This window comes from Pseudomonas sp. F9001, assembly GCF_013385435.1.
In the GTDB taxonomy this organism is placed as follows: Bacteria; Pseudomonadota; Gammaproteobacteria; order Pseudomonadales; family Pseudomonadaceae; genus Aquipseudomonas.
The window spans coordinates 34,305-58,514 of sequence record NZ_JACAPX010000015.1; the positions used below are offsets into that span (position 1 = coordinate 34,305).

At 60.1% G+C, this 24,210-nt stretch carries 25 protein-coding genes and 2 tRNA genes; 21 read left to right on the plus strand and 6 right to left on the minus strand.

The genetic code is table 11. The features are described from left to right. Positions 1-178: 178 nt before the first annotated feature. Together HX818_RS16725 and HX818_RS16730 are read right to left on the minus strand one after the other, a co-directional pair. Positions 179-520, minus strand: a complete 342-nt coding sequence (locus tag HX818_RS16725; protein ID WP_003215858.1) for a zinc ribbon domain-containing protein YjdM — start codon at positions 518-520, stop codon at positions 179-181. 188 nt (positions 521-708) lie between these two features. After that, on the minus strand, positions 709-1,677 hold the full coding sequence (locus HX818_RS16730) for a polyprenyl synthetase family protein (protein ID WP_003215860.1): 969 nt from the start codon (positions 1,675-1,677) through the stop codon (positions 709-711). Positions 1,678-1,916: 239 nt separating this feature from the next. Between HX818_RS16730 and rplU the strand changes: the two genes are divergently transcribed. The 5 genes from rplU to HX818_RS16755 all read left to right on the plus strand — a co-directional run bounded on the left by rplU (position 1,917) and on the right by HX818_RS16755 (position 5,683). Beyond that, positions 1,917-2,231 (plus strand): 50S ribosomal protein L21, encoded by a 315-nt coding sequence (gene rplU / locus HX818_RS16735; protein ID WP_003176051.1) that lies wholly within the window; start codon positions 1,917-1,919, stop codon positions 2,229-2,231. 34 nt (positions 2,232-2,265) lie between these two features. After that, a complete protein-coding gene (gene rpmA / locus HX818_RS16740) occupies positions 2,266-2,541 on the plus strand; it encodes a 50S ribosomal protein L27 (protein WP_003215862.1) in 276 nt (91 codons plus the stop codon). Between the two features lie 193 nt (positions 2,542-2,734). Next, positions 2,735-3,958, plus strand: a complete 1,224-nt coding sequence (cgtA, locus tag HX818_RS16745; protein ID WP_003215864.1) for an Obg family GTPase CgtA — start codon at positions 2,735-2,737, stop codon at positions 3,956-3,958. Positions 3,959-4,081: 123 nt separating this feature from the next. Then, a complete protein-coding gene (gene proB / locus HX818_RS16750) occupies positions 4,082-5,200 on the plus strand; it encodes a glutamate 5-kinase (RefSeq protein WP_017477809.1) in 1,119 nt (372 codons plus the stop codon). Between the two features lie 18 nt (positions 5,201-5,218). Further along, the gene (locus HX818_RS16755; RefSeq protein WP_008432835.1) at positions 5,219-5,683 is read left to right on the plus strand and encodes a CreA family protein; all 465 of its coding nucleotides are present in this window, start codon (positions 5,219-5,221) and stop codon (positions 5,681-5,683) included. 100 nt (positions 5,684-5,783) lie between these two features. Here HX818_RS16755 and rpsT read toward each other — a convergent pair whose 3' ends face one another. Then, positions 5,784-6,062, minus strand: a complete 279-nt coding sequence (gene rpsT, locus HX818_RS16760) for a 30S ribosomal protein S20 (protein ID WP_003215870.1) — start codon at positions 6,060-6,062, stop codon at positions 5,784-5,786. Between the two features lie 254 nt (positions 6,063-6,316). Here rpsT and murJ point away from each other — a divergent pair, with 254 nt between their 5' ends. The 6 genes from murJ to ispH all read left to right on the plus strand — a co-directional run bounded on the left by murJ (position 6,317) and on the right by ispH (position 13,768). Then, a complete protein-coding gene (gene murJ, locus HX818_RS16765) occupies positions 6,317-7,855 on the plus strand; it encodes a murein biosynthesis integral membrane protein MurJ (protein WP_003215872.1) in 1,539 nt (512 codons plus the stop codon). Positions 7,856-7,973: 118 nt separating this feature from the next. After that, positions 7,974-8,912 carry a bifunctional riboflavin kinase/FAD synthetase gene (ribF, locus tag HX818_RS16770; RefSeq protein WP_003215874.1) on the plus strand — a complete coding sequence of 313 codons (939 nt, stop codon included), beginning with the start codon at positions 7,974-7,976 and terminating at the stop codon, positions 8,910-8,912. A 13-nt stretch (positions 8,913-8,925) separates the two neighbouring features. Next, a complete protein-coding gene (gene ileS / locus HX818_RS16775) occupies positions 8,926-11,757 on the plus strand; it encodes an isoleucine--tRNA ligase (RefSeq protein WP_177020434.1) in 2,832 nt (943 codons plus the stop codon). Next, positions 11,750-12,259: a signal peptidase II gene (lspA, locus tag HX818_RS16780; protein WP_003215877.1), complete on the plus strand. Its 510-nt coding sequence runs from the start codon at positions 11,750-11,752 to the stop codon at positions 12,257-12,259. The genes ileS and lspA overlap by 8 nt, the downstream gene beginning before the upstream one ends. A gap of 7 nt (positions 12,260-12,266) precedes the next feature. Beyond that, the gene (gene fkpB / locus HX818_RS16785) at positions 12,267-12,704 is read left to right on the plus strand and encodes an FKBP-type peptidyl-prolyl cis-trans isomerase (protein ID WP_003215879.1); all 438 of its coding nucleotides are present in this window, start codon (positions 12,267-12,269) and stop codon (positions 12,702-12,704) included. A 116-nt stretch (positions 12,705-12,820) separates the two neighbouring features. Further along, positions 12,821-13,768: a 4-hydroxy-3-methylbut-2-enyl diphosphate reductase gene (gene ispH / locus HX818_RS16790; protein ID WP_003215881.1), complete on the plus strand. Its 948-nt coding sequence runs from the start codon at positions 12,821-12,823 to the stop codon at positions 13,766-13,768. Here ispH and HX818_RS16795 read toward each other — a convergent pair. Then, a complete protein-coding gene (locus tag HX818_RS16795) occupies positions 13,722-14,303 on the minus strand; it encodes a GspH/FimT family pseudopilin (protein WP_008432843.1) in 582 nt (193 codons plus the stop codon). The genes ispH and HX818_RS16795 overlap by 47 nt on opposite strands. A 218-nt stretch (positions 14,304-14,521) precedes the next feature. On the opposite strand from HX818_RS16795, the gene pilV reads away from it, so the two are divergent. From pilV to thiO, 5 genes are all read left to right on the plus strand, one after another. Then, positions 14,522-14,998, plus strand: coding sequence for a type IV pilus modification protein PilV (gene pilV, locus HX818_RS16800; protein ID WP_003215885.1), 477 nt, complete (start codon positions 14,522-14,524; stop codon positions 14,996-14,998). Continuing rightward, entirely contained in the window at positions 14,995-15,702 is a 708-nt protein-coding gene (locus HX818_RS16805) for a PilW family protein (protein ID WP_177020435.1), read from the plus strand. Before pilV ends, HX818_RS16805 begins: the two co-directional genes overlap by 4 nt. A gap of 7 nt (positions 15,703-15,709) precedes the next feature. Next, positions 15,710-16,237 carry a PilX N-terminal domain-containing pilus assembly protein gene (locus HX818_RS16810; protein ID WP_177020436.1) on the plus strand — a complete coding sequence of 176 codons (528 nt, stop codon included), beginning with the start codon at positions 15,710-15,712 and terminating at the stop codon, positions 16,235-16,237. A gap of 12 nt (positions 16,238-16,249) precedes the next feature. After that, on the plus strand, positions 16,250-16,651 hold the full coding sequence (locus tag HX818_RS16815) for a type IV pilin protein (RefSeq protein WP_003215892.1): 402 nt from the start codon (positions 16,250-16,252) through the stop codon (positions 16,649-16,651). A 62-nt stretch (positions 16,652-16,713) separates the two neighbouring features. Beyond that, complete coding sequence (gene thiO / locus HX818_RS16820) at positions 16,714-17,823, plus strand: glycine oxidase ThiO (RefSeq protein WP_003215894.1); 1,110 nt, start codon at positions 16,714-16,716, stop codon at positions 17,821-17,823. Here the strand turns inward: thiO and HX818_RS16825 are convergent. Together HX818_RS16825 and HX818_RS16830 are read right to left on the minus strand one after the other, a co-directional pair. Continuing rightward, complete coding sequence (locus HX818_RS16825; RefSeq protein ID WP_026078011.1) at positions 17,810-18,043, minus strand: PP0621 family protein; 234 nt, start codon at positions 18,041-18,043, stop codon at positions 17,810-17,812. The two genes, thiO and HX818_RS16825, sit on opposite strands and share 14 nt — an antisense overlap. Positions 18,044-18,169: 126 nt before the next feature. Then, a complete protein-coding gene (locus HX818_RS16830) occupies positions 18,170-19,195 on the minus strand; it encodes an outer membrane protein assembly factor BamD (RefSeq protein WP_003215898.1) in 1,026 nt (341 codons plus the stop codon). A gap of 149 nt (positions 19,196-19,344) precedes the next feature. On the opposite strand from HX818_RS16830, the gene rluD reads away from it, so the two are divergent. From rluD to HX818_RS16855, 5 genes are all read left to right on the plus strand, one after another. Beyond that, positions 19,345-20,307, plus strand: a complete 963-nt coding sequence (rluD, locus tag HX818_RS16835; RefSeq protein ID WP_003215899.1) for a 23S rRNA pseudouridine(1911/1915/1917) synthase RluD — start codon at positions 19,345-19,347, stop codon at positions 20,305-20,307. After that, complete coding sequence (gene pgeF, locus HX818_RS16840) at positions 20,304-21,029, plus strand: peptidoglycan editing factor PgeF (protein WP_177020437.1); 726 nt, start codon at positions 20,304-20,306, stop codon at positions 21,027-21,029. The genes rluD and pgeF overlap by 4 nt, the downstream gene beginning before the upstream one ends. A gap of 151 nt (positions 21,030-21,180) precedes the next feature. Beyond that, complete coding sequence (gene clpB, locus HX818_RS16845) at positions 21,181-23,745, plus strand: ATP-dependent chaperone ClpB (protein WP_003215904.1); 2,565 nt, start codon at positions 21,181-21,183, stop codon at positions 23,743-23,745. Positions 23,746-24,045: 300 nt separating this feature from the next. Continuing rightward, positions 24,046-24,121 (plus strand) — tRNA-Asn (locus HX818_RS16850). 10 nt (positions 24,122-24,131) lie between these two features. Continuing rightward, positions 24,132-24,208, plus strand: a tRNA-Pro gene (locus tag HX818_RS16855). Positions 24,209-24,210 lie beyond the last annotated feature (2 nt).

A 24,210-nucleotide genomic window follows, 5' to 3' on the forward strand; every position in this document is an offset into this window, starting at 1 on the left:
GGTTTCAATGAGAATAATTCTTATTCGTAGAATAGCAAGTCCCTATTGGCCATTTCCGGACTTTTCTGTGTGGATATTGTTTTTGATCAAAAGGCCTGGCCTTTTGCCGCCAGTGCGGAACTGACGCGGGGAGGGTGAAGCGCCATCCCGTGCAGGGCACGGGATGGAGGCAGCATATTCAGACCTTACGGACGAACTCGGACTTGAGTTTCATCGGGCCGATACCGTCGATCTTGCAGTCGATATCGTGGTCGCCATCGCACAGGCGGATGTTCTTGACCTTGGTGCCGACCTTGACCACCAGGGACGTGCCCTTGACCTTGAGGTCCTTGATCACGGTGATGGTGTCACCGTCCTGCAGGACGTTGCCCACAGAGTCTTTCTTCACGGATTCATCGCTGGCCGCCTCGGCTTCGCCGCCGACGGCCCACTCATGGGCGCATTCCGGGCAAATCAGCTGGGCGCCATCTTCGTAGGTGTATTCGGAATTGCATTTCGGGCAGGGTGGCAACGTGCTCACTAAAGCTCCTTTGGTTTCAGGATGGCTAAAAAGCGCACATTGTATAGGGTTTTAGCCGGGCAGGGGGCAGCAACGCCAGAGAACGCTGTGGGAGCTGGCTTGCCTGCGATGCAGGCACCTCGGTTTGTCTGTTACACCGCGGTGATGCAATCGCAGGCAAGCCAGCTCCTGCATGGAGCAGAGCAGAATCAGTGAGTACGGGCGACCGCGAACTCACTCAGCTCAACCAGGGCGTCCCGGTATTCGCTGGCTGGAAGGGCTTCCAGGCATTGGATCGCGCGAGCCACGTAGTCACGGGCCAGTTGCGCGGTGTATTCGAGGGAACCCGAGGCTTCCACGGCTTCGCGGATGCTTTCCAGGTCTTCGATCCCGCCTTTCTGGATCGCCTTGCGCACCAGGGCGGCCTGTTCCGGCGTGCCTTCGCGCATGGTGTAGATCAGTGGCAAGGTCGGCTTGCCCTCGGCCAGGTCGTCACCGACGTTCTTGCCCAGGGTTTCGGCGTCGCCGCGATAGTCCAGCAGGTCGTCCACGAGCTGGAAGGCCACGCCCAGGTGATCGCCGAACGTGCGCAGGGCTTCGCTCTGCTCGGGCGTCGCTTCGCACAGGGCGGCGGCGCTGTGGGTCGAGGCTTCGAAGAGCATCGCGGTTTTGCCGCGAATCACTTCCATGTAGGTTTCTTCAGTGGTGCTGGCGTCGCGAACCTTCGACAGCTGCAACACTTCGCCTTCGGCGATGATGCGCGTGGCCTGTGAAAGAATCTTCATCACCGGCATCGAGCCCAGCTCGACCATCATTTCGAACGAGCGCGAGTACAGGAAGTCGCCCACCAGCACGCTCGGCGCATTGCCCCACATCGCGTTGGCCGTCTCGCGACCACGGCGCATGCCGGACATGTCGACCACGTCGTCGTGCAACAGGGTGGCGGTGTGCAGGAACTCGATGGTCGCGGCCAGCAGGCGCAGGTCATCGCCTTCACGGCCCAGGGCCTTGCCACACAGCAACACTAATAAAGGACGCAGGCGTTTACCGCCGGCCGACGTAATGTAGTCGCCAATTTTGGAGACCAGCGGCACTTTAGAAGTCAGCTGCTTCTTGATGATGCCGTCGACGGCGCTAAAATCGTCCGCCACCGCGCGGTAGAAAGCTTGGGGTTGCATCAGCGACAGTCGCTCCAGAAGGGTTGCGCGGCATGCTAGGACCCACGTCCCGTAGTGTCAAGGCGCGATAGACGGCTACTTGCAACACCTCCATAGCTTGCGTACAATCGCGCACCCTGAACTTCCTGGGCAGCACCTGCCTTACGCAATTGCATTCGGGACGTCCATCCCATGCAGCCATGCCAGCCAATACCTCTTCTTATAAAGCGCTGGGTGAGCAGGATTATCGGAGAAATACCATGTCGTACGCAGTAATTGTTACTGGTGGCAAGCAATACAAGGTCGCCCCAGGTGAATACCTGAAGATCGAGAAGCTGGAAATCGCTACTGGCGAATCCGTTACTTTTGATCGCGTTCTGTTGGTCGCCAATGGCGATGACGTGAACATCGGCGCTCCAGTTGTTGCAGGCGCTACCGTTGTGGCTGAAGTGATCTCCCAAGGTCGTCACGATAAAGTCCGCATCATCAAGTTCCGTCGTCGTAAGCACCACATGAAGCGTATGGGCCACCGCCAGTGGTACACCGAGATCAAAATCACCGGTATTCAGGCTTAATTTCAGCCTAATTCCTCACTAGGAGAATTGACTCATGGCACACAAAAAAGCTGGTGGTAGTACCCGTAACGGTCGCGACTCAGAAGCCAAACGCCTTGGCGTGAAGATGTATGGCGGCCAGGTTATCATTCCGGGCAACATCATCGTGCGTCAGCGCGGCACCCAATTCCACGCCGGTTACGGTGTTGGCATGGGTAAAGATCACACTCTGTTCGCTAAAATCGACGGCGTGATCAAGTTTGAAGTAAAAGGCGCTTTCAACCGCCGTTACGTGAGCATTGTCCCGAAGACTGAAGTCGTCGCGGCATAATTACGTAGTTGCTGGAAAAGCCCTGTCTCGCGACGGGGCTTTTTCGTTTGTGGGGTGAGTCTCTTGCAAAGCTGTTTGTGATGGGCGAAAGCAGTGGATTTGCGGTCGTTGCTTGAGGTCGCTGCGCTCATTTTTGCAAGAGTCTTATGTCTTGGTTTCTTAAGCTCGTCCGTGTGGCGAGAGGCGTTTTGTTATGAAGTTTGTTGATGAAGTTTCGATCCGAGTAAAAGCTGGCGACGGCGGTAACGGTTGCATGAGTTTCCGTCGGGAAAAATTCATCGAAAACGGTGGTCCTAACGGCGGTGATGGCGGTGATGGCGGCTCGGTCTACATGATCGCCGACGAAAACCTCAACACCCTGGTGGACTACCGTTACACCCGGCACTTTGATGCCGAGCGTGGCTCCAACGGCGGCAGCACTGACTGCACCGGTAAAAAAGGCGAAGAACTGGTACTGCGGGTTCCGGTCGGCACCACCGTTATCGACTCCGCAACCCAGGAAGTCATTGGTGACCTGACCAAAGCCGGTCAGCGCCTGCTGGTGGCTCATGGCGGCTGGCACGGTCTGGGTAACACCCGTTTTAAGTCCAGTACCAACCGTGCGCCACGCCAGACCACGCCGGGCAAGCCAGGCGAGCAGCGTGACCTCAAGCTGGAAATGAAGGTGCTGGCTGACGTGGGCCTGCTGGGCTTGCCGAACGCCGGCAAAAGTACGTTCATTCGCTCGGTGTCTGCTGCCAAGCCGAAAGTCGCCGATTACCCGTTCACTACCCTGGTGCCGAACCTGGGTGTGGTCAGCGTCGACCGCTGGAAAAGCTTCGTGGTTGCGGACATTCCGGGCCTGATCGAAGGCGCTTCCGACGGCGCAGGCCTGGGGATCCGTTTCCTCAAGCACTTGTCCCGCACCCGTTTGCTGCTGCACCTCGTCGACATGGCGCCGCTGGATGACACCAGTGCACCGGACGCTGCTGAAGTGATTGTCAGCGAGCTGACCAAGTTCAGCCCGTCCCTGGCTGAGCGTGACCGCTGGTTGGTGCTGAACAAGTGCGACCAGATCCTCGAGGAAGAGCACGAAGAGCGCGTCAAGGAGATCGTTGATCGCCTGGAGTGGACCGGTCCGGTCTACGTGATCTCGGCCATTGCCAAAGAAGGCACTGAGCGCCTGACTCGCGACATTATGCGTTACCTCGAAGACCGTGCCGATCGCCTGGCCGCCGACCCTGTCTACAAGGCCGAGCTGGCTGAACTGGATCAGCGCATCGAAGACGAGGCTCGTGCCCAGTTGCAGGCGCTGGATGATCAGCGTGCCCTGCGTCGCAGTGGCGTCAAGTCGGTCCATGATATCGGTGACGATGATTGGGACGAGGAAGACGTGGATGATGAAGATGGTCCGGAAATCATTTACGTGCGCGACTGATTCGTTGCAGTAAACTTAAGCGCCGCTCAATCGAGCGGCGTTTTGGTATCTGGAAATCGGTAGTCACGAATAACGTTATGGGCGGCGCTGGGTCGCGCGGCCCTCTATCTAAGGTTGAAGATGATGCGGAGCAAGGTGACAGGTGCGCAGCGTTGGGTCGTTAAGATCGGTAGTGCGCTGCTGACGGCGGATGGCAAGGGGCTGGATCGTGCGGCCATGAGTGTCTGGGTGGACCAGATGGTGGCCTTGCATGAGGCCGGCGTCGAGTTGGTGTTGGTGTCGTCCGGGGCGGTTGCCGCCGGCATGAGCCGCCTCGGCTGGACCGCGCGACCCAGCGCGATGCATGAGCTGCAGGCTGCCGCCGCGATTGGTCAGATGGGCCTGGTACAGGCCTGGGAGTCCAGCTTTGCCGAGCACGGGCGCCACACGGCGCAGATTCTGCTGACCCATGACGACTTGTCCGACCGCAAGCGCTACCTGAATGCCCGCAGCACCCTGCGCGCCCTGGTTGAACTCAAGGTGATCCCGGTGATCAACGAGAATGACACCGTGGTGACCGACGAGATTCGCTTCGGTGACAACGACACCCTGGCAGCGCTGGTGGCCAACCTGGTTGAGGCTGATTTGCTGGTGATCCTCACGGATCGTGACGGCATGTTCGACGCTGACCCGCGCAATAACCCTGAGGCCCAGCTGATTTATGAGGCGCGTGCCGATGATCCGGCGCTGGATGCGGTGGCTGGCAGTGTCGGCGGTGCCCTGGGGCGTGGCGGCATGCAGACCAAGCTGCGTGCGGCACGGCTGGCTGCGCGTTCCGGTGCGCATACCATCATCGTCGGTGGCCGGATTGAGCGGGTGCTGGATCGCCTCAAGGCGGGCGAGCGCATCGGTACGCTGCTGTCGCCTGAGCGTGGCATGCTGGCGGCGCGCAAGCAGTGGCTGGCGGGGCATCTTCAGACGCGCGGTACCCTGGTGTTGGATGCTGGTGCGGTTTCAGCGTTGTCCCAAGGCAACAAAAGCTTGCTGCCAGTGGGTGTAAAACTGGTCCAGGGCAGCTTCCGCCGTGGCGAAATGGTGGTGTGCGTGGCGCCGGACGGTCGTGAGATTGCCCGTGGCCTTGCCAACTACAGTGCCCTTGAGGCGCAGAAAATCATCGGGCAGTCGTCTGATGCGATTGTCGGTCTGTTGGGTTACATGGCTGAGCCGGAGCTGGTTCACCGGGATAACCTGATTCTGGTTTAAGCAAAAAAGGAATTCTCGATGCGCGTGATGAAGGGGTTGCTCGGTTTGCTGCTGGCGATGCCGTTGCTGGCGTCGGCCGAAGAGATTGGCCAGGTGTCGACAGTGTTCAAGTTTGTCGGCCCCAATGACCGGATCGTGGTCGAGGCCTTTGATGACCCGAAGGTGGATGGCGTGACCTGCTACCTGTCTCGCGCCAAGACGGGTGGGGTAAAGGGTGGGTTGGGTCTGGCGGAGGATCGCGCCGAGGCGTCGATTGCCTGTCGCCAGGTGGGCGCGATTCGCTTCAAGGGCGAGCTGAAGGATGGGGATGAGGTGTTCAAGGAGCGCACGTCCCTGGTCTTCAAGACCATGCAGGTGGTGCGTTTCCTCGACAAGAAGCGCAATACCCTGGTGTATCTGGTCTACAGCGACCGCTTGATCGAAGGCAGCCCGCAGAATGCGGTGACGGCGATTCCGATCTTGCCGTGGCCCACAGCGCAATAAATCTGAAGTAGAGCCGGCATGCCGGCTCTTTTTTTGGCTTTCCCAAATCGCAGGCAATAAAAAACCGACCCTGGGGTCGGTTTTTTAACAAGCTTATCGCTTAGGCTGCAGCAGCAAGGTTCAGAGCCTTGATGTGGCCATTCAGACGACCTTTATGGCGAGCAGCTTTGTTCTTGTGGATGATGCCTTTATCGGCCATACGGTCGATAACTGGCACGGCCAGAACGTAAGCAGCTTGAGCTTTTTCAGCGTCTTTTGCGTCAATGGCTTTAACTACATTCTTGATGTAGGTACGAACCATGGAACGCAGGCTGGCGTTGTGGCTGCGACGCTTCTCAGCCTGTTTTGCACGTTTTTTGGCGGAAGGTGTGTTGGCCACCGTCGAGCTCCTCGAAAGACTTTTTAGGAAATAGCAAACAAAATAGGCCGCGAATCATGCCGATGAGTTGAAGTCTTGTCAAGGGCGTGTGATGCGAACTGCTGAGTGGTCGATCTTAAGAGGCGGGTGATTTATTTCCGGCGCTTGACCTGTAAACTCGCGAGCTTTGGCTCTGTGCTTGTTGCAGGCGCGGAGTATCGCATATGTGGGCCGTTTGTTCGCCTGCTCTTTATCTATAGGCAAAAACTCTTTCAATGAATCTGCTCAAATCGTTGGCCGCTGTCAGCTCTATCACCATGATTTCCCGGGTTCTGGGGTTTGTGCGTGACACGCTGCTGGCACGTATTTTTGGCGCCAGCATGGCCACGGATGCCTTCTTTATTGCCTTTAAACTGCCCAACCTGCTGCGGCGGATCTTCGCCGAGGGGGCTTTTTCCCAGGCATTCGTGCCGATTCTGGCGGAGTACAAGGCCCAGCAAGGCGAGGAGGCGACCCGCACCTTTATTGCCTATGTTTCGGGTTTGCTGACGTTGGTGCTGACGCTGGTGACGATCGCCGGGATGCTCGCCGCGCCCTGGGTGATCTGGGCCACGGCCCCCGGTTTTGCCAATACACCGGAAAAATTCGCCCTGACCACTGATCTGTTGCGGGTGACCTTTCCTTATATATTGCTGATTTCCCTGTCGTCCCTGGCCGGGGCGATCCTCAATACCTGGAACCGTTTCTCGGTGCCGGCCTTCGTGCCGACCCTGCTTAACGTCAGCATGATTATTTTTGCGCTGTTCCTGACACCGTATTTCGATCCGCCTGTGATGGCCCTCGGCTGGGCGGTCCTGGCTGGTGGCCTGGCACAACTGCTGTACCAGCTGCCGCACCTGAAGAAAATCGGCATGCTCGTGCTGCCGCGTTTGAATCTCAAGGACACCGGCGTCTGGCGGGTGATGCGCAACATGCTGCCGGCCATCCTCGGGGTTTCCGTCAGCCAGATTTCCCTGATCATCAACACCGCCTTCGCCTCGCTGCTGGTCTCGGGTTCGGTGTCGTGGATGTACTACGCCGACCGTCTGATGGAATTGCCGTCCGGCGTGCTCGGCGTGGCACTCGGCACCATCCTGCTGCCAACGCTGTCGCGCACCTATGCCAGCAAAGACCGCCACGAATATTCGCGGATTCTCGACTGGGGCCTGCGCCTGTGCTTCGTGCTGGTGCTGCCGTGTGCCGTGGCCCTGGGGTTGCTCGCCGAGCCGCTGACGGTCGCGCTGTTCCAGTACGGCCAGTTCACTGCGTTTGACGCCTCGATGACCCAGCGTGCGCTGATCGCTTATTCCGTCGGCCTGCTGGGCATTATCGTGATCAAGGTGCTGGCCCCCGGCTTTTATGCTCAACAAAACATCCGTACCCCGGTAAAGATCGCGATCTTCACCCTGGTGGTTACCCAGCTGCTCAACCTGGCGTTCATCGGTCCGCTGAAGCATGCCGGGCTGGCGCTGGCGATCAGTGTGGGGGCCTGCATCAACGCCGGGCTGCTGTTTTATCAGCTGCGTAAACAGAAAATGTTCCAGCCTCAGGCGGGCTGGGGCTTGTTTGCGCTCAAGTTGGTGGTGGCAGTGGGGACGATGGCCGCGGTACTGCTGGGCCTGATGCACTTCATGCCGGCCTGGGAGCAGGGCCATATGCTCGAGCGCTTCATGCGCCTGGGAGCGTTGGTGGCGGCTGGTGTGCTGGTGTACTTCGGCATGTTGCTGCTGATGGGCTTCCGCTTGCGGGATTTCAATCGCAAGTCGCTGAGCTAGAGACTTTTCGTCGATAAGACGGTTGTTTTATCGATTCGCGCAAATGGCCTGCGCTGTTGCCTGTCGTCCGGGGCCGGGTGTGGTTATAATCGACCACTTTATGAGCAAGAAGCGCGTTATGCAGCTGGTTCGAGGTCTCCACAACCTGCGCCCCCAGCATCGGGGCTGCGTCGCCACTATTGGCAACTTTGACGGTGTTCACCGTGGCCACCAGGCTATCCTGGCCCGCCTGCGTGAGCGTGCGGTTGAGTTGGGCGTGCCCAGCTGCGTGGTGATTTTTGAACCACAGCCGCGAGAATTCTTTACCCCGCAGACGGCGCCGGCGCGTCTGGCCCGCCTGCGGGACAAGCTGCAACTGCTGGCTGAAGAAGGTGTGGACCGCGTCCTCTGCCTGGCTTTCAACCAGCGCTTGCGCAGCCTCAGCGCCGCCGAGTTCGTCGACCGTATCCTGGTGGACGGCCTCGGCGTGCAGCATCTGGAGGTCGGCGACGACTTCCGTTTCGGTTGCGACCGGGTAGGGGATTTCGATTTCCTGCAGCAGGCCGGCGTCACCCAGGGTTTTACCGTCGAAGCCGCGCAAACCGTCGAACTGGACGGCCTGCGCGTGAGCAGTACCCAGGTGCGTAACGCCCTGGCCGCTGCCGACTTCGCCTTGGCCGAGCGTTTGCTCGGTCGCCCGTTCCGGATTGCCGGGCGGGTGCTGCACGGCCAGAAGCTGGCGCGCCAACTGGGCACGCCAACCGCCAACGTGCAGCTCAAGCGCCGTCGTGTGCCACTGACCGGGGTTTACCTGGTGAGTGTCGACATCGACGGCCAATCGTGGCCCGGAGTCGCCAACATAGGCGTCAGGCCCACGGTTGCAGGTGATGGCAAAGCCCACCTGGAAGTTCACCTTTTGGATTTTGCCGGTGATTTGTATGACCGGCGTTTGACGGTGGCTTTCCACCAAAAGCTGCGTGAAGAGCAGCGTTTCGCCTCCCTGGAGGCGTTGAAAACGGCGATCAATGCGGATGTCGCCGCCGCCCGTGCACTAGCCGCACCTAGCGCCCATCGCTAATGAAGAGCCTTAAATGACCGACTACAAAGCCACGCTAAACCTTCCGGACACCGCCTTCCCAATGAAGGCCGGCCTGCCACAGCGCGAACCGCAGATCCTGCAGCGCTGGGACAGTATTGGCCTGTACGGAAAGTTGCGCGAGATTGGCAAGGATCGTCCGAAATTCGTCCTGCACGACGGCCCTCCTTATGCCAACGGCACGATTCACATCGGTCATGCGCTGAACAAGATTCTCAAGGACATGATCATCCGCTCGAAAACCCTTTCGGGTTTCGACGCGCCTTATGTCCCGGGCTGGGACTGCCACGGCCTGCCGATTGAACACAAGGTCGAAGTGACCTACGGCAAGAACCTGGGCGCGGATAAAACCCGCGAACTGTGCCGTGCCTACGCCACCGAGCAGATCGAAGGGCAGAAGTCCGAATTCATCCGCCTGGGGGTGTTGGGCGACTGGGCCAACCCGTACAAGACCATGAACTTCAAGAACGAGGCCGGTGAAATCCGCGCCTTGGCCGAAATCGTCAAGGGCGGTTTCGTGTTCAAGGGCCTCAAGCCCGTGAACTGGTGCTTTGATTGCGGCTCGGCCCTGGCTGAAGCCGAAGTCGAGTACGAAGACAAGAAGTCCTCGACCATCGACGTGGCCTTCCCGATCGCCGACGAAGCCAAACTGGCGCAAGCCTTCGGTCTGGCGAGCCTGGCCAAGCCAGCCTCCATTGTGATCTGGACCACCACCCCGTGGACCATCCCGGCCAACCAGGCGCTGAACGTGCACCCGGAATTCACCTACGCCCTGGTGGACGTCGGTGACAAACTGCTGGTGCTGGCTGAAGAGCTGGTGGAGGCGTGCCTGGCCCGCTATAACCTGCAAGGCTCGGTGATCGCGACCACTACCGGGTCCGCGTTGGAACTGATCAACTTCCGTCACCCGTTCTACGACCGCCTGTCGCCAATCTACCTGGCCGAGTACGTTGAACTGGGCGCCGGCACCGGCGTGGTTCACTGCTCGCCTGCCTATGGCGTAGACGACTTCGTGATCTGCAAGCAGTACGGCCTGGTCAACGACGACATCATCAATCCCGTGCAAAGCAACGGCGTGTACGTGCCGTCCCTGGAATTCTTCGGTGGCCAGTTCATCTTCAAGGCCAACCCGGCGATCGTCGACAAGCTGGCGGAAGTCGGTGCGCTGCTGCACACCGAAACCATCACCCACAGCTATATGCACTGCTGGCGTCACAAGACCCCGCTGATCTACCGCGCCACTGCGCAGTGGTTTATCGGCATGGACAAAGAGCCGACCAGCGGCGAAACCCTGCGCAAGCGTGCGATCAAGGCGATCGAAGACACCAAGTTCGTTCCGGCCTGGGGCCAGGCGCGCCTGCACTCGATGATCGCCAACCGTCCGGACTGGTGCATCTCCCGCCAGCGCAACTGGGGCGTGCCGATTCCGTTCTTCCTGAACAAGGAAAGCGGCGAGTTGCACCCACGTACCGTCGAGCTGATGGAAGAGGTTGCCCAGCGCGTTGAACAAGAGGGCATCGAAGCCTGGTTCAAGCTGGACGCCGCCGAGCTGCTGGGCGACGAAGCGCCGCTGTACGACAAGATCAGCGACACCCTCGACGTCTGGTTCGACTCGGGTACCACCCACTGGCACGTACTGCGCGGCTCGCACCCGATGGGCCATGAGACCGGCCCGCGTGCCGACCTGTACCTGGAAGGTTCGGACCAACACCGTGGCTGGTTCCACTCCTCGTTGCTGACCGGTTGCGCGATCGACGATCACGCCCCGTACCGCGAGCTGCTGACCCACGGTTTCACCGTCGACGAGAACGGTCGCAAGATGTCCAAGTCCCTGGGCAACGTGATCGCGCCGCAAAAGGTCAACGACACCCTGGGCGCCGACATCATGCGCCTGTGGGTTGCCTCTACCGATTATTCGGGCGAGATGGCCGTTTCCGAGCAGATCCTGCAGCGCAGCGCCGATGCCTACCGCCGGATCCGTAATACCGCACGCTTCATGCTGTCGAACCTGACCGGTTTCAACCCGGCCACCGACATCCTGCCGGCCGAGGAAATGCTCGCCCTGGACCGTTGGGCCGTGGACCGTACCCTGTTGCTGCAGCGCGAGCTGCAAGAGCACTACGGCGAATACCGCTTCTGGAACGTCTACTCGAAGATCCACAACTTCTGCGTGCAGGAGCTGGGTGGTTTCTACCTCGACATCATCAAGGACCGCCAGTACACCACCGGCGCCAACAGCAAGGCCCGCCGTTCGGCGCAGACCGCGCTGTACCACATCTCTGAAGCGCTGGTGCGCTGGATCGCCCCGATCCTGGCATTCACCGCCGACGAACTGTGGGAATACCTGCCGGGCGAGCGGAACGAGTCCGTGATGCTCAACACCTGGTACGAAGGCCTGACCGAATTACCGGCCGACTTCGAGCTGGGCCGCGAGTACTGGGAAGGCGTAATGGCCGTCAAGGTTGCCGTGAACAAGGAGCTGGAAGTGCAGCGCGCGGCGAAGGCCGTTGGCGGCAACCTGCAGGCCGAAGTCACGCTGTTTGCCGAGGAAGGCCTGACCGCTGACCTGGCCAAGCTGAGCAACGAACTGCGCTTCGTCCTGATCACCTCGACCGCCAGCCTGGCGCCGTTTGTCCAGGCGCCTGCAGACGCAGTCGCGACCGAAGTCCCGGGTCTCAAGCTCAAGGTGGTCAAGTCCTCCTTCGCCAAGTGCGCCCGTTGCTGGCACTGCCGTGAAGATGTCGGCGTGAACCCCGAGCATCCGGAAATCTGCGGTCGCTGTGTCGACAACATCTCTGGCGCTGGCGAGGTTCGTCACTATGCCTGAAGCCAGTCGTTTTGGACGCCTGGGCTTGCTCGTGTTGAGCGTGCTGGTGCTGGTCATTGACCAGCTCAGCAAGGCTCACTTCGAAGGCGCCCTGGAGATGTACCAGCAGATCGTGGTGATTCCCGACTACTTCAGCTGGACCCTGGCCTACAACACCGGCGCTGCGTTCAGCTTCCTGGCTGACAGCTCCGGCTGGCAGCGCTGGCTGTTTGCCCTGATCGCCGTGGTGGTCAGTGCCGTGCTGGTAGTCTGGCTCAAGCGCCTGGGGCGTAACGACACCTGGCTGGCCGTTGCGTTGGCGCTGGTGCTGGGTGGCGCATTGGGCAACCTCTACGACCGCATTGCCCTGGGCCATGTGATCGACTTTATTCTGGTGCATTGGCAGAACCGCTGGTACTTCCCGGCGTTCAACTTTGCCGACAGCGCCATCACCGTCGGTGCAATCATGCTGGCGTTGGATATGTTCAAAAGCAAGAAAACCGGAGAGACCGTTCATGACTGAACAGGTATTGGCTGAGCAACGCATTGGCCAGAACACGGAAGTCACCTTGCATTTCGCATTGCGCCTGGAGAATGGCGACACGGTCGACAGCACGTTCGACAAGGCCCCGGCGACCTTCAAGGTCGGCGACGGCAACCTGCTGCCGGGTTTCGAAGCGGCACTGTTCGGTTTCAAGGCCGGCGACAAGCGCAACCTGCAGATCCTGCCGGAAAACGCCTTTGGCCAGCCCAACCCGCAAAACGTGCAGATCATCCCGCGTTCGCAGTTCCAGGACATGGAGCTGTCGGAAGGCTTGCTGGTGATCTTCAACGATGCGGCGAATACCGAGCTGCCGGGTGTGGTGAAAGCCTTTGATGACGCGCAAGTGACCATCGACTTCAACCACCCGTTGGCCGGGAAAACCTTGACCTTTGATGTTGAAATCATCGACGTTAAAGCGCTGTAACTAACGAAATCGGCCTACTGCAGGGGCGAGCTTGTTGGGGCTGCTTCGCAGCCCAGCGGGAGCAAGCGCCCTCGCCACACAAGCTCGATCCTACAGGGCAAGACACGAGGCACAGCATGCAAATCAAACTCGCCAACCCCCGTGGCTTCTGCGCCGGCGTGGACCGGGCGATTGAAATCGTCAACCGCGCCCTGGAAGTTTTCGGGCCGCCGATTTACGTGCGCCATGAAGTCGTCCACAACAAGTTTGTGGTCGAAGACCTGCGCAGCCGCGGGGCCATCTTCGTTGAAGAACTGGACCAGGTGCCGGACGACGTTATCGTCATCTTCAGCGCTCACGGCGTTTCCCAGGCGGTACGCACCGAAGCAGCAGGCCGTGGCCTGAAAGTGTTCGACGCCACCTGCCCGCTGGTGACCAAGGTGCACATCGAGGTCGCGCGCTACAGCCGTGATGGTCGTGAATGCATCCTGATCGGCCACGCCGGTCACCCGGAAGTCGAAGGCACCATGGGCCAGTACGATGGCAGCAATGGTGGGGCGATCTACCTGGTGGAAGACGAAAAAGACGTCGCTGCATTGCAGGTTCACAACCCTGAAAAGCTGGCTTTCGTTACCCAGACCACCTTGTCCATGGACGACACCAGCCGCGTCATCGATGCCTTGCGCTCGCGCTTCCCGGCCATCGGCGGTCCACGCAAGGATGACATCTGCTACGCCACCCAGAACCGCCAGGATGCGGTCAAGCAATTGGCCGACGAATGCGATGTTGTGCTGGTGGTGGGGAGTCCCAACAGCTCCAACTCCAACCGCCTGCGCGAACTGGCCGAGCGCATGGCCACCCCGGCCTACCTGATCGATGGTGCCGAAGACATGCAGCGCAGCTGGTTCGACGGTGTCGAACGCATTGGCATCACTGCCGGAGCCTCGGCCCCGGAAGTCCTGGTGCGTGGCGTTATTCAGCAACTGCAGGCCTGGGGCGCCACGGGCGCTGATGAACTGGCTGGCCGTGAAGAGAACATCACTTTCTCCATGCCCAAGGAGCTGCGGGTTCGTTCGCTGCTCTGAGGCCCAGAGTGCCGGCATAGCCCCGGCACAAAGCCTGCTCGGTCTTGTTACTGCGCAGGCTGATACGCCCGCTGGCGGCCAGCACTATTTGATACAGGCTCAGTTGCTGGTCCGTCGCACACACGTGGACGGTGCCGGCGCTGAATGCCCCTGCTGACAGCAGCGGTTCACCCAGGCTGCTGAAGCGTATCTGGGTTCTCACCGGCGTATTCCCCACAATCGGTATCTGCCCACTGTCCTGGCGCTCCAGCAGCACCGGGTTTTTGTCGTCCAGATGGCCGCGACCGTTCAGGTCCAGTATCACCCTCCAACCCCGGCTCCAGTCATCGTCCAATGCATGGATAACCACCGTGCGATTGCGTGCGATGGCTTCTGTGCGGGCATAACGCAGTCCGCCGGCAAGGGATTCGGCGGCGCTCTGGCGTCGTTGCGACTCGAGCAGCCCCTTGAGGCTCGGCACTGCCAGATTGGCCAGGATGCCGCTCAGGAACAGGCCGAGTATCAGTTCAATCAGCGAGAAACCTCGTTGTTTCATGGGCCGTCCCTCCGTGGACGCGGTGTGCTTTTTCAGTCGGTGCCGGATGGCAGACATAGTTATAGCGCCCAGTCCGGCGGGTCGAATGGTGGCCATTCTGTCCAAAGTATTTCGCTTTGTTCCGGGGGGCAGCGCCCAGGCAATACCGGCGCTAGTCTTGCGTCGCACAGCAGGTTTGCGCTGCTTTCTGATGACCTTCGACATGGATGGCGATGGTAATGAACGCTTTTCCCGTAACGCCCCACCCGCAACCGACCCAGGCCGGAATGACGCTGATCGAGGTCCTGGTATCTGTGCTGATCCTCGCTGTCGGCCTGCTGGGGGCGGCAGTCATTCAGCTCAATGCATTGAAATACACCGACAGTTCCAGGATGACCAGTCAGGCCAGTTTCATTGCCTACGACATGCTCGACCGGATCCGCGCCAATTCGGGTGCTGATTACTCCTGGGGCCAGGGCGAACGCGCGCCCTCCAGCACCTCGGTCGCGAGTGTGCGTGATCTGGACCTGCACGACTTTGAAGCGAATATCGTCGGGTTCGCCGGGGAAAGCGCCAAGGGGTCGGTTGCGGTCAATCAGCGAGAGGTGACCATCAGCATCAGTTGGGACGACTCCCGTGGAGCGAAGGCTCAAGGCACCCGGGAAACGTTCACCCTGACCAGCCGGGTTGCAGTCGACCCGAGGGTGTTGCCATGAGAGGTCCAGCGTGCGGTTTCAGCCTGGTGGAGATGCTGCTGGCATTGGCCCTCGGCCTGATGTTGATCCTGGGGGTGACCCAGATTGCACTCAGCTCCCGAACCACTTATGCCAGCCAGAGTGCGGCTTCGCTGTTGCAGGATGATGCACGGTTCGCCCTTGGCAAGCTGATTCAGGAAATACGCCAGGCGGGCATGTTTGGCTGCTTGTCCGCTGCATCAATCAGCAACGCTCCCGCAGGTTTTGATCGTCCCATTGGATGGAGTACCACCGGCAGTTCCCGGTCCCTGACGCTGGTGACCGCCGACGTCGGGGAGGGTGGCAGCAAGCCGGACTGGACGGTGCTTTCCGATTGCACCGGCTCTGCCCACGCCTATGTTGGAAGCCCGCCGGCAGCGACGCCCGGGCAAATCCACTTCCCACTGCGCAAGCTGACCTACACCTTTGAGGGCGGGCAGCTGAAGTTCAGTACGCTGGCGGCCCCGAGCAAAGCTGTGCTGGTGGATAACGTGGGGGCATTCGATATCAGTTTCGGCGTGGCCGACAAGCCTGGCTCAACGGTTGTCAGCCGATATGACCCCAACCCCGGCGATGAGTCGCTCATCCGCAGCGTGCGGATTCTGCTGACACTTCAGGATCCAAATGGGTTGGTGAAAGACCAGGCCTACAGCGTGGTCGCGGCACTACGTAATCGCCTGGAGTAGCGTGCCCATGGGTTATTACCTCTCTCGTTCGAGGCAGGCAGGCATGGTTTTGCTGATCAGCCTGGTATTCCTGCTGCTGTTGGCACTCCTCGGAGTGTCTTCGATGCAGGGAGCAATCTCGCAAGAAAAAATTACCGGCAGCCTTCGGCAGCGCAACCAGTCGTTTCAGCAGGCCGAAAGCGGCCTCAGGCTTGGCGAGTCTTTGGTGCAGGCGTCAGGTTTCGCCCTGCGCCCTTGCCACTCGACGGCCGCGTGCGCGCCACCTGCCGAATCGGTTTCGGTAGTGGGGCCGGGGACGAATCCCGTATCGACTGTGACCTGGATAGGGATGAAAGATGGCGTCTACGGTATTCAAAACCTGGGGCCGGGAACGGGTTTGGCTCAACTCCCGGCAGAGGCCCAGGCCACCGTCTATCGCGTGACCTCAGTGGGCGTCAGTGGGCGCTCACGCTCCGTCCTGGAGTCTGTGTATGCCCGTGTGGGCAGCGGGCCCGGCGAGCGTTTTCGACGAATCATGTGGCGACAACTTCAATAGGTGAGCAGCACGATGGGCAAAGATTGCACAGGCTTCACCCTGATCGAATTACTGATCGCCGTGGCGATCGTCGGACTCCTGGCGGGCGTCGCCTATCCCGGGTATCTCAGCCATATGAAAAAGGTCTATCGCGCGGAAATTGCCGGGTTGCTGAGTGAGCAGGCACAGTACCTTGAGCGCTATTACGCGAGGAACGGCACTTTTATTGATGCAACTGGCGTCATCGCCGGCAATGATCGCTATAGAATCACCCCTGCATTGAACCCTCAGGATTTCGTTCTGCTTGCCACGCCGGCAATTGACTCGGTGATGGCGGGCGATCCCTGTGCCGCCTTCAGCCTGAGCAGTACCGGTGCGCGAAGCAACCCGGGAGCCGCGCCTGATATGACGCGCAAGGCGTGCTGGGGGCAATGATGAGGAAGCTGGACGATTGGGCGCCGGGCGTGCCTTTTTCTTTTTATCGGCTGGATCGAACAATGGCTAAGCAACAGCAAGTAGTGGTTGTGGGTGGTGGGGTAATCGGGTTGTTGACGGCGTTCAACCTGGCGACCCAAGGGCAAGCGGTTGTGTTGCTGGATCGTTCGGCGGTCGGTCAGGAGTCTTCCTGGGCCGGCGGCGGCATTGTCTCCCCGCTCTACCCGTGGCGCTACAGCCCGGCCGTGACGGCCCTGGCGCACTGGTCCCAGGATTTTTACCCGCAACTGGCAGAGCGTCTGTTCGCGGCCACTGGCATTGACCCGGAAGTTCACACCACCGGCCTGTATTGGCTGGACCTGGATGATGAAACCGAGGCGCTTGCCTGGGCAGCCCGCGAAGGGCGCCCGCTGAGCAAGGTGGATGTTTCGGCTGCCCATGACGCTGTGCCGGTGCTGGGTGCCGGGTTTTCCCAGGCGATCTATATGGCGGATGTGGCCAATGTGCGTAATCCGCGGTTGGTCAAATCCCTCAAGGCGGCCTTGTTGGCCCTGCCGGGCGTGACGATTCACGAGCAGTGTGCGGTTGATGGGTTTATTCAGCAGGGCGGCAAGGTTGTTGGGGTGAATACGGCGCTCGGGCCGATCCATGGCGATCAGGTAGTGCTGGCCGCCGGCGCCTGGAGCGGTGAGTTGCTGGGCCGCCTGGGGCTTGAGTTGCCCGTGGAGCCGGTCAAGGGGCAGATGATCTTGTACAAGTGTGCGTCGGACTTCTTGTCGTGCATGGTCCTGGCCAAGGGGCGTTATGCGATTCCCCGGCGGGATGGGCACATTCTGATTGGTAGCACGCTGGAGCACGAGGGGTTCGACAAGACGCCCACCGACTCTGCACTGGAAAGCCTGAAAGCCTCTGCCGTCGAGTTGATTCCGGCCCTGGCCGATGCCGAAGTGGTGGGGCATTGGGCCGGTTTGCGGCCCGGCTCGCCGGAGGGCATTCCCTATATTGGCAAGGTGCCAGGTTTCGACGGGCTGTGGCTCAACTGCGGGCATTACCGCAACGGCCTGGTGCTGGCGCCGGCGTCCTGCCAACTGTTTGCCGATTTGTTGCTGGGACATGAGCCGATCATTGATCCGGCCCCGTATGCGCCGGCAGGCCGAATCAACGCTGGATAGATTTCGGCCCTTGCTCCAGATGCGCCTGGGTGCAATACCATTCCTGGCGCAGGCTCAAGGCTCGATCCTGTGGCAGGTGAAGGCCACAGTGGGCGCAACGAACCATCTGGATCGGGCCCTGTTCGCTGGGCCGCTGCTGTTTGGCGGCCGGGCTTTTGAATTTGCGCCAAAACCATACCGCGGCAGCAATAACGGCGATCCAGAACAGTAGACGAACCATGGTGGGCAGCTTCTCGACAAGGAATCCCGCAGTTTAGCCAAGGACGTGATGGGCGCACAGCGCAATTATGCAGCGCAATAAAAAAGGGAGCTCCGAAGAGCTCCCTTTTTGCATCACGGCGAACAATCAGTCAAAGATACCGAAAGTCATGTAGCTGAACCACGAGCGATCTTCGTTATTGCCCAGGGCTTGAGGCCCTTGCTCTTCGATGATGTCGCCGTTTTCGTCACGCGGCTTGAGGTCCGATGGAATCGAATCCTTGGCGTCCTGGTATTGCTTGATGATGTCCTGGTTGGCGCGGGTTTCACCCGGCGGCAGCGGTGGACGGGACTCGATCAGGCCCAGGGTGTACTTGCTCAACCACGAGCGGTTGTCGGCTTCGGCAACCTGCGGTACGAACTGGCCGTCCTTCAGGCTTGGGTGGTCCGGGTAGTTGAGCTTCAGGGTTTCCAGGCTGGTGGCCGCCAGGGCGTCCAGGTGCAGGCGCTGGTAAGCCTCGGTCATCACGGCTAGGCCGTCACCCACCGATGGGGTTTCCTGGAAGTTTTCCACTACGTAACGGCCACGGTTCGCGGCAGCAACGTACGCCTGACGGGTCAGGTAGTAGTGGGCTACGTGGATTTCGTAGGAAGCCAGCAGGTTGCGCAGGTAGATCATGCGCTGCTTGGCGTCCGGCGCGTAGCGGCTGTTGGGGTAGCGGCTGGTGAGCTGGGCGAACTCGTTGTAGGAGTCGCGGGCAGCGCCCGGGTCACGCTTGGTCATGTCCAGCGGCAGGAAGCGCGCCAGCAGGCCAACGTCCTGGTCAAACGAGGTCAGGCCCTTGAGGTAGTAGGCGTAGTCCACGTTCGGGTGCTGAGGGTGCAGGCGGATAAAACGCTCGGCGGCGGACTTGGCAGCTTCCGGCTCGGCGTTCTTGTAGTTGGCGTAGATCAGCTCGAGCTGGGCCTGGTCGGCGTAGCGCCCGAACGGATACCGCGACTCCAGTGCCTTGAGCTTGGTCGTGGCGCTGGTGTAGCTGTGGTTGTTCAGGTCGGTCTGAGCTTGTTGGTACAGCTCGACCTCGCTCAGGTTTTCGTCGACGACTTCCTTTGTTGACGAGCAAGCAGCAGTCATGGCGAGGATGGCGATCAGCAGCAGGTGTTTCACTTGCATGGCGGCTTGCGTCCCTATGACGGCCGCTGTCTTGGGCGGGGCCGTCCTGTTATGATGAGCGCCCCTTGGAAAGCCTCGGGGCAAAAGACGCCGTATTTAACCACAAGCGCGCAGCCGAAACCAAAGGCTGTGCCACGCCTAGTCTGAGCATGTCCGATAAAATTGAACTTCGCGCAGAGGTGCCGTCCGAATTGGGCGGCCAACGCCTCGATCAAGTCGCCGCACAATTATTCGCTGAGCACTCGCGCTCGCGCCTTTCCGCCTGGATCAAAGACGGCCGCCTGACTGTGGATGGAGCGGTTATCCGCCCGCGAGACATAGTCCATGGTGGTGCGATTCTTGAGCTGACTGCCGAGCAGGAAGCCCAGGGAGAATGGATCGCCCAGGACATTGAACTGGACATCGTCTACGAAGACGACGACATCCTGGTGATCAACAAACCTGCCGGCCTGGTGGTTCACCCGGCCGCCGGGCACGCTGATGGCACGCTGCTCAATGCCTTGTTGCACCACGTGCCGGACATCATCAATGTCCCGCGCTGCGGCATCGTGCACCGCCTGGACAAGGACACCACCGGCCTCATGGTGGTAGCCAAGACCATTCAGGCGCAGACGCAGCTGGTCACACAACTGCAGAGCCGCAGCGTCAGCCGGATCTACGAATGCATCGTGATCGGCGTGGTAACCGCCGGTGGCAAAATCAATGCCCCGATCGGCCGCCACGGCCAGCAGCGCCAGCGCATGGCGGTGATGGAAGGCGGCAAGCAAGCCGTCAGCCACTACCGCGTGCTTGAGCGTTTCCGCTCCCACACTCACGTGCGGGTAAAGCTGGAAACCGGTCGTACCCACCAGATTCGGGTGCACATGGCGCACATCAACTTCCCGTTGGTCGGAGATCCGGCCTACGGTGGCCGCTTCCGCATTCCGCCGGCGGCCAGTGCAACCATGGTTGATTCGCTGAAAACCTTCCCGCGCCAGGCGCTGCATGCACGCTTCCTGGAGCTGGATCATCCGACGAGCGGTAAACGGATGAGCTGGGAATCGCCACTCCCAGACGATTTTGTCTGGTTGTTGTCGCTGCTCAAGCAGGATCGCGAGGCGTTTATCGGATGAGTGACTGGCTGATTCCTGACTGGCCCGCGCCGGCCGGGGTGAAAGCCTGCGTTACCACCCGTGCGGGCGGCGTCAGCGTGGCGCCGTTCGACAGCCTAAATCTCGGCGATCATGTCGAGGACAGCCTCGAAGACGTGCTCGAAAATCGCCGTCGTCTCTGCGCTGCCTTCAATATCCAGCCCGCCTGGTTGCGCCAGGTCCACGGTGTGGTTGTCGTCGAGGCGGATCCCGGCCGGACTGCCGAAGCCGATGGCAGTTGGACCAGCACTCCGGGCATCGCCTGCACTTCGATGACGGCTGATTGCCTGCCTGCCTTGTTTTGCAATCGCGCCGGTACCCGCGTCGCGGCAGCCCATGCCGGCTGGCGTGGCCTGGCCGCTGGCGTATTGGAAGCGACCGTTGAAAGTCTGGATACCGAGCCTGCCGACGTATTGGTGTGGCTGGGGCCGGCCATCGGTCCGCAAGCCTTTGAAGTCGGCCCGGAAGTGCGTGAAGCCTTTATGCAGCAACTTCCGGAAACGATTGAGGCGTTCGTGCCCAGTCAGAACCCGGGCAAGTTCATGGCCGACATTTACCAGCTGGCTCGCCTGCGGCTTGCCGCCCGCGGCGTCACTGCCGTGTACGGTGGTGGCTTGTGCACTGTGACGGATCCCCGCTTCTATTCCTACCGTCGCAGCCCGCGCACCGGTCGGTTTGCCTCCCTTGTCTGGCTTGAACGCTAGACTCCTTTGACTTGGGTCAATCCTGACGCAAGTCAGCGGTCGCCCGCTTGAATCTTCCAGAATCCACCCCATCTATAAGGGTATCTGGCAGGTTTCTTCATTCAGGATGTGTTTGTTCATAGCTCCGGCCTGCTCAAAAGGAAGGTGACTAATGCGTATTGATCGTTTAACCAGCAAATTGCAGTTGGCTTTATCCGATGCCCAATCTCTGGCGGTTGGCCTGGATCATCCGGCCATCGAGCCTGCGCACTTGATGCAAGCGCTCCTGGAGCAGCAAGGCGGTTCCATCAAACCCTTGCTGATGCAGGTGGGCTTCGACGTCAACAGCCTGCGCAAGGAGTTGAGCAAAGAGCTCGACCAACTGCCGAAAATCCAAAACCCGACTGGCGACGTGAACATGTCCCAGGATCTGGCGCGTCTGCTTAACCAGGCGGATCGACTGGCGCAGCAAAAGGGTGACCAGTTCATCTCCAGTGAAGTGGTGCTGCTCGCCGCGATGGACGACAACAGCAAACTCGGCAAATTGTTGCTGGGCCAGGGCGTGAGCAAAAAAGCCCTGGAAAACGCCATCAACAACCTGCGCGGCGGCGAGGCGGTAAATGACCCTAACCACGAGGAGTCCCGCCAGGCCCTGGACAAATACACCGTCGACCTGACCAAGCGCGCCGAAGAAGGCAAGCTTGACCCGGTGATCGGTCGTGACGACGAAATTCGTCGCACCATCCAGGTCCTGCAGCGTCGCACCAAGAACAACCCGGTGCTGATCGGCGAACCTGGCGTGGGTAAAACCGCGATTGCCGAAGGCCTGGCCCAGCGCATCATTAATGGTGAAGTGCCGGACGGCCTTAAAGGCAAGCGCCTGCTGTCCCTGGACATGGGGTCGCTGATTGCCGGCGCCAAGTTCCGTGGCGAGTTCGAAGAGCGCCTCAAATCCCTGCTGAACGAACTGTCGAAGCAGGAAGGGCAGATCATTCTGTTTATCGACGAACTGCACACCATGGTCGGCGCCGGTAAAGGCGAAGGCTCGATGGACGCGGGCAACATGCTCAAGCCGGCACTGGCGCGGGGCGAGTTGCATTGCGTGGGTGCGACCACGCTGAACGAATACCGCCAGTACATCGAGAAGGACGCGGCCCTTGAGCGTCGCTTCCAGAAAGTATTGGTGGAAGAACCGAGCGAAGAAGACACCATCGCGATCCTGCGTGGCTTGAAAGAGCGGTATGAGGTCCACCATAAAGTCGCGATCACCGACGGTGCGATCATCGCGGCGGCGAAACTGAGCCATCGCTACATCACTGATCGGCAGTTGCCGGACAAGGCCATCGACTTGATCGACGAAGCGGCCAGCCGCATTCGGATGGAGATCGATTCGAAGCCCGAAGTGCTGGACCGTCTGGATCGGCGCCTGATTCAGCTGAAAGTTGAATCCCAGGCCCTGAAGAAAGAAGAAGACGAGCCGGCGAAGAAACGCCTGGAAAAACTTCAGGAAGAAATTGTTCGCCTGGAACGCGAGTATTCGGACCTCGAAGAAATCTGGACCTCGGAAAAAGCCGAAGTGCAGGGTTCTGCGCAGATCCAGCAAAAGATCGAGCAGTCCCGTCAGGAACTGGAAGCAGCCCGCCGTAAAGGCGACCTGAACCGCATGGCCGAGTTGCAGTACGGGGTGATCCCGGACCTGGAGCGTAGCCTGCAGATGGTCGACCAGCACGGCAAGCCCGAGAACCAGCTGCTGCGCAGTAAGGTGACCGAGGAAGAAATCGCCGAGGTCGTCTCGAAGTGGACCGGTATCCCGGTGTCGAAAATGCTCGAAGGCGAGCGCGACAAGCTGCTGAAGATGGAAAGCCTGTTGCACCAGCGCGTCATCGGCCAGGAAGAGGCGGTGGTCGCGGTGTCCAACGCGGTGCGGCGTTCGCGGGCCGGGTTGTCCGACCCGAACCGTCCGAGCGGCTCGTTCATGTTCCTCGGCCCGACCGGCGTGGGCAAGACCGAGTTGTGCAAGGCCCTGGCCGAATTCCTCTTCGATACCGAAGAGGCGATGGTGCGGATCGATATGTCCGAGTTCATGGAGAAACATTCCGTGGCTCGCCTGATCGGGGCGCCACCAGGCTATGTAGGGTACGAGGAAGGCGGTTACTTGACTGAAGCGGTACGGCGCAAGCCTTACTCGGTGATCCTCCTGGACGAGGTCGAGAAGGCCCACCCGGATGTGTTCAACGTGTTGCTGCAAGTGCTGGAAGATGGCCGCCTGACGGACAGTCACGGGCGCACCGTGGACTTCCGCAATACGGTGATCGTGATGACCTCCAACCTGGGCTCGGTACAGATTCAGGAGCTGGTGGGTGACCGTGAGGCCCAGCGTGCAGCCGTAATGGACGCGCTGACCAGCCACTTCCGGCCGGAGTTCATCAACCGGGTCGACGAAGTGGTGATCTTCGAGCCTCTGGCGCGGGATCAGATCGCGGGCATTACCGAGATCCAGTTGGGCCGCCTGCGCAGCCGTCTGGCGGAGCGCGAGTTGTCACTGGTGCTGAGCCGCGAGGCGTTGGACAAGCTGATCGCGGTTGGTTACGACCCGGTTTATGGCGCACGGCCGTTGAAACGTGCGATCCAGCGCTGGATCGAGAACCCGTTGGCGCAGCTGATCCTGTCGGGCAGCTTTATGCCGGGCACCAGCGTCGAGGCAACGGTGGAGAACGACGAAATCGTCTTCCACTAAGCCCAAGCGGTACTGCTATAAGAAGAGGCCCCGCATTGCGGGGCCTTTTTTTTCGATAGGGCGTTGAACTGTAAGGCAAAGGCTTGTAAAGTGCGCCCCGCAGCAACGTCAGCCCAACGGTTTCTTCTCCCCAAGGAGAAATCAGAAAGAAGCGCAAATCATTGTCTTAAAAGCAATTTAAAGGGTTGACAGGGGTTTTTAAGATTGTAGAATAGCGCGCCTCAGAGACACTAACGTAGCGATACGGAAGCGTCGAAGAGAAGGTAACATGCAACAACGTAACACTTTGAAATATGTAGTTCCGTGATAGCTCAGTCGGTAGAGCAAATGACTGTTAATCATTGGGTCCCAGGTTCGAGTCCTGGTCACGGAGCCAATTTCAAAACCGGGGTATAGCGCAGTCCGGTAGCGCGCCTGCTTTGGGAGCAGGATGTCAGGAGTTCGAATCCCCTTACCCCGACCATA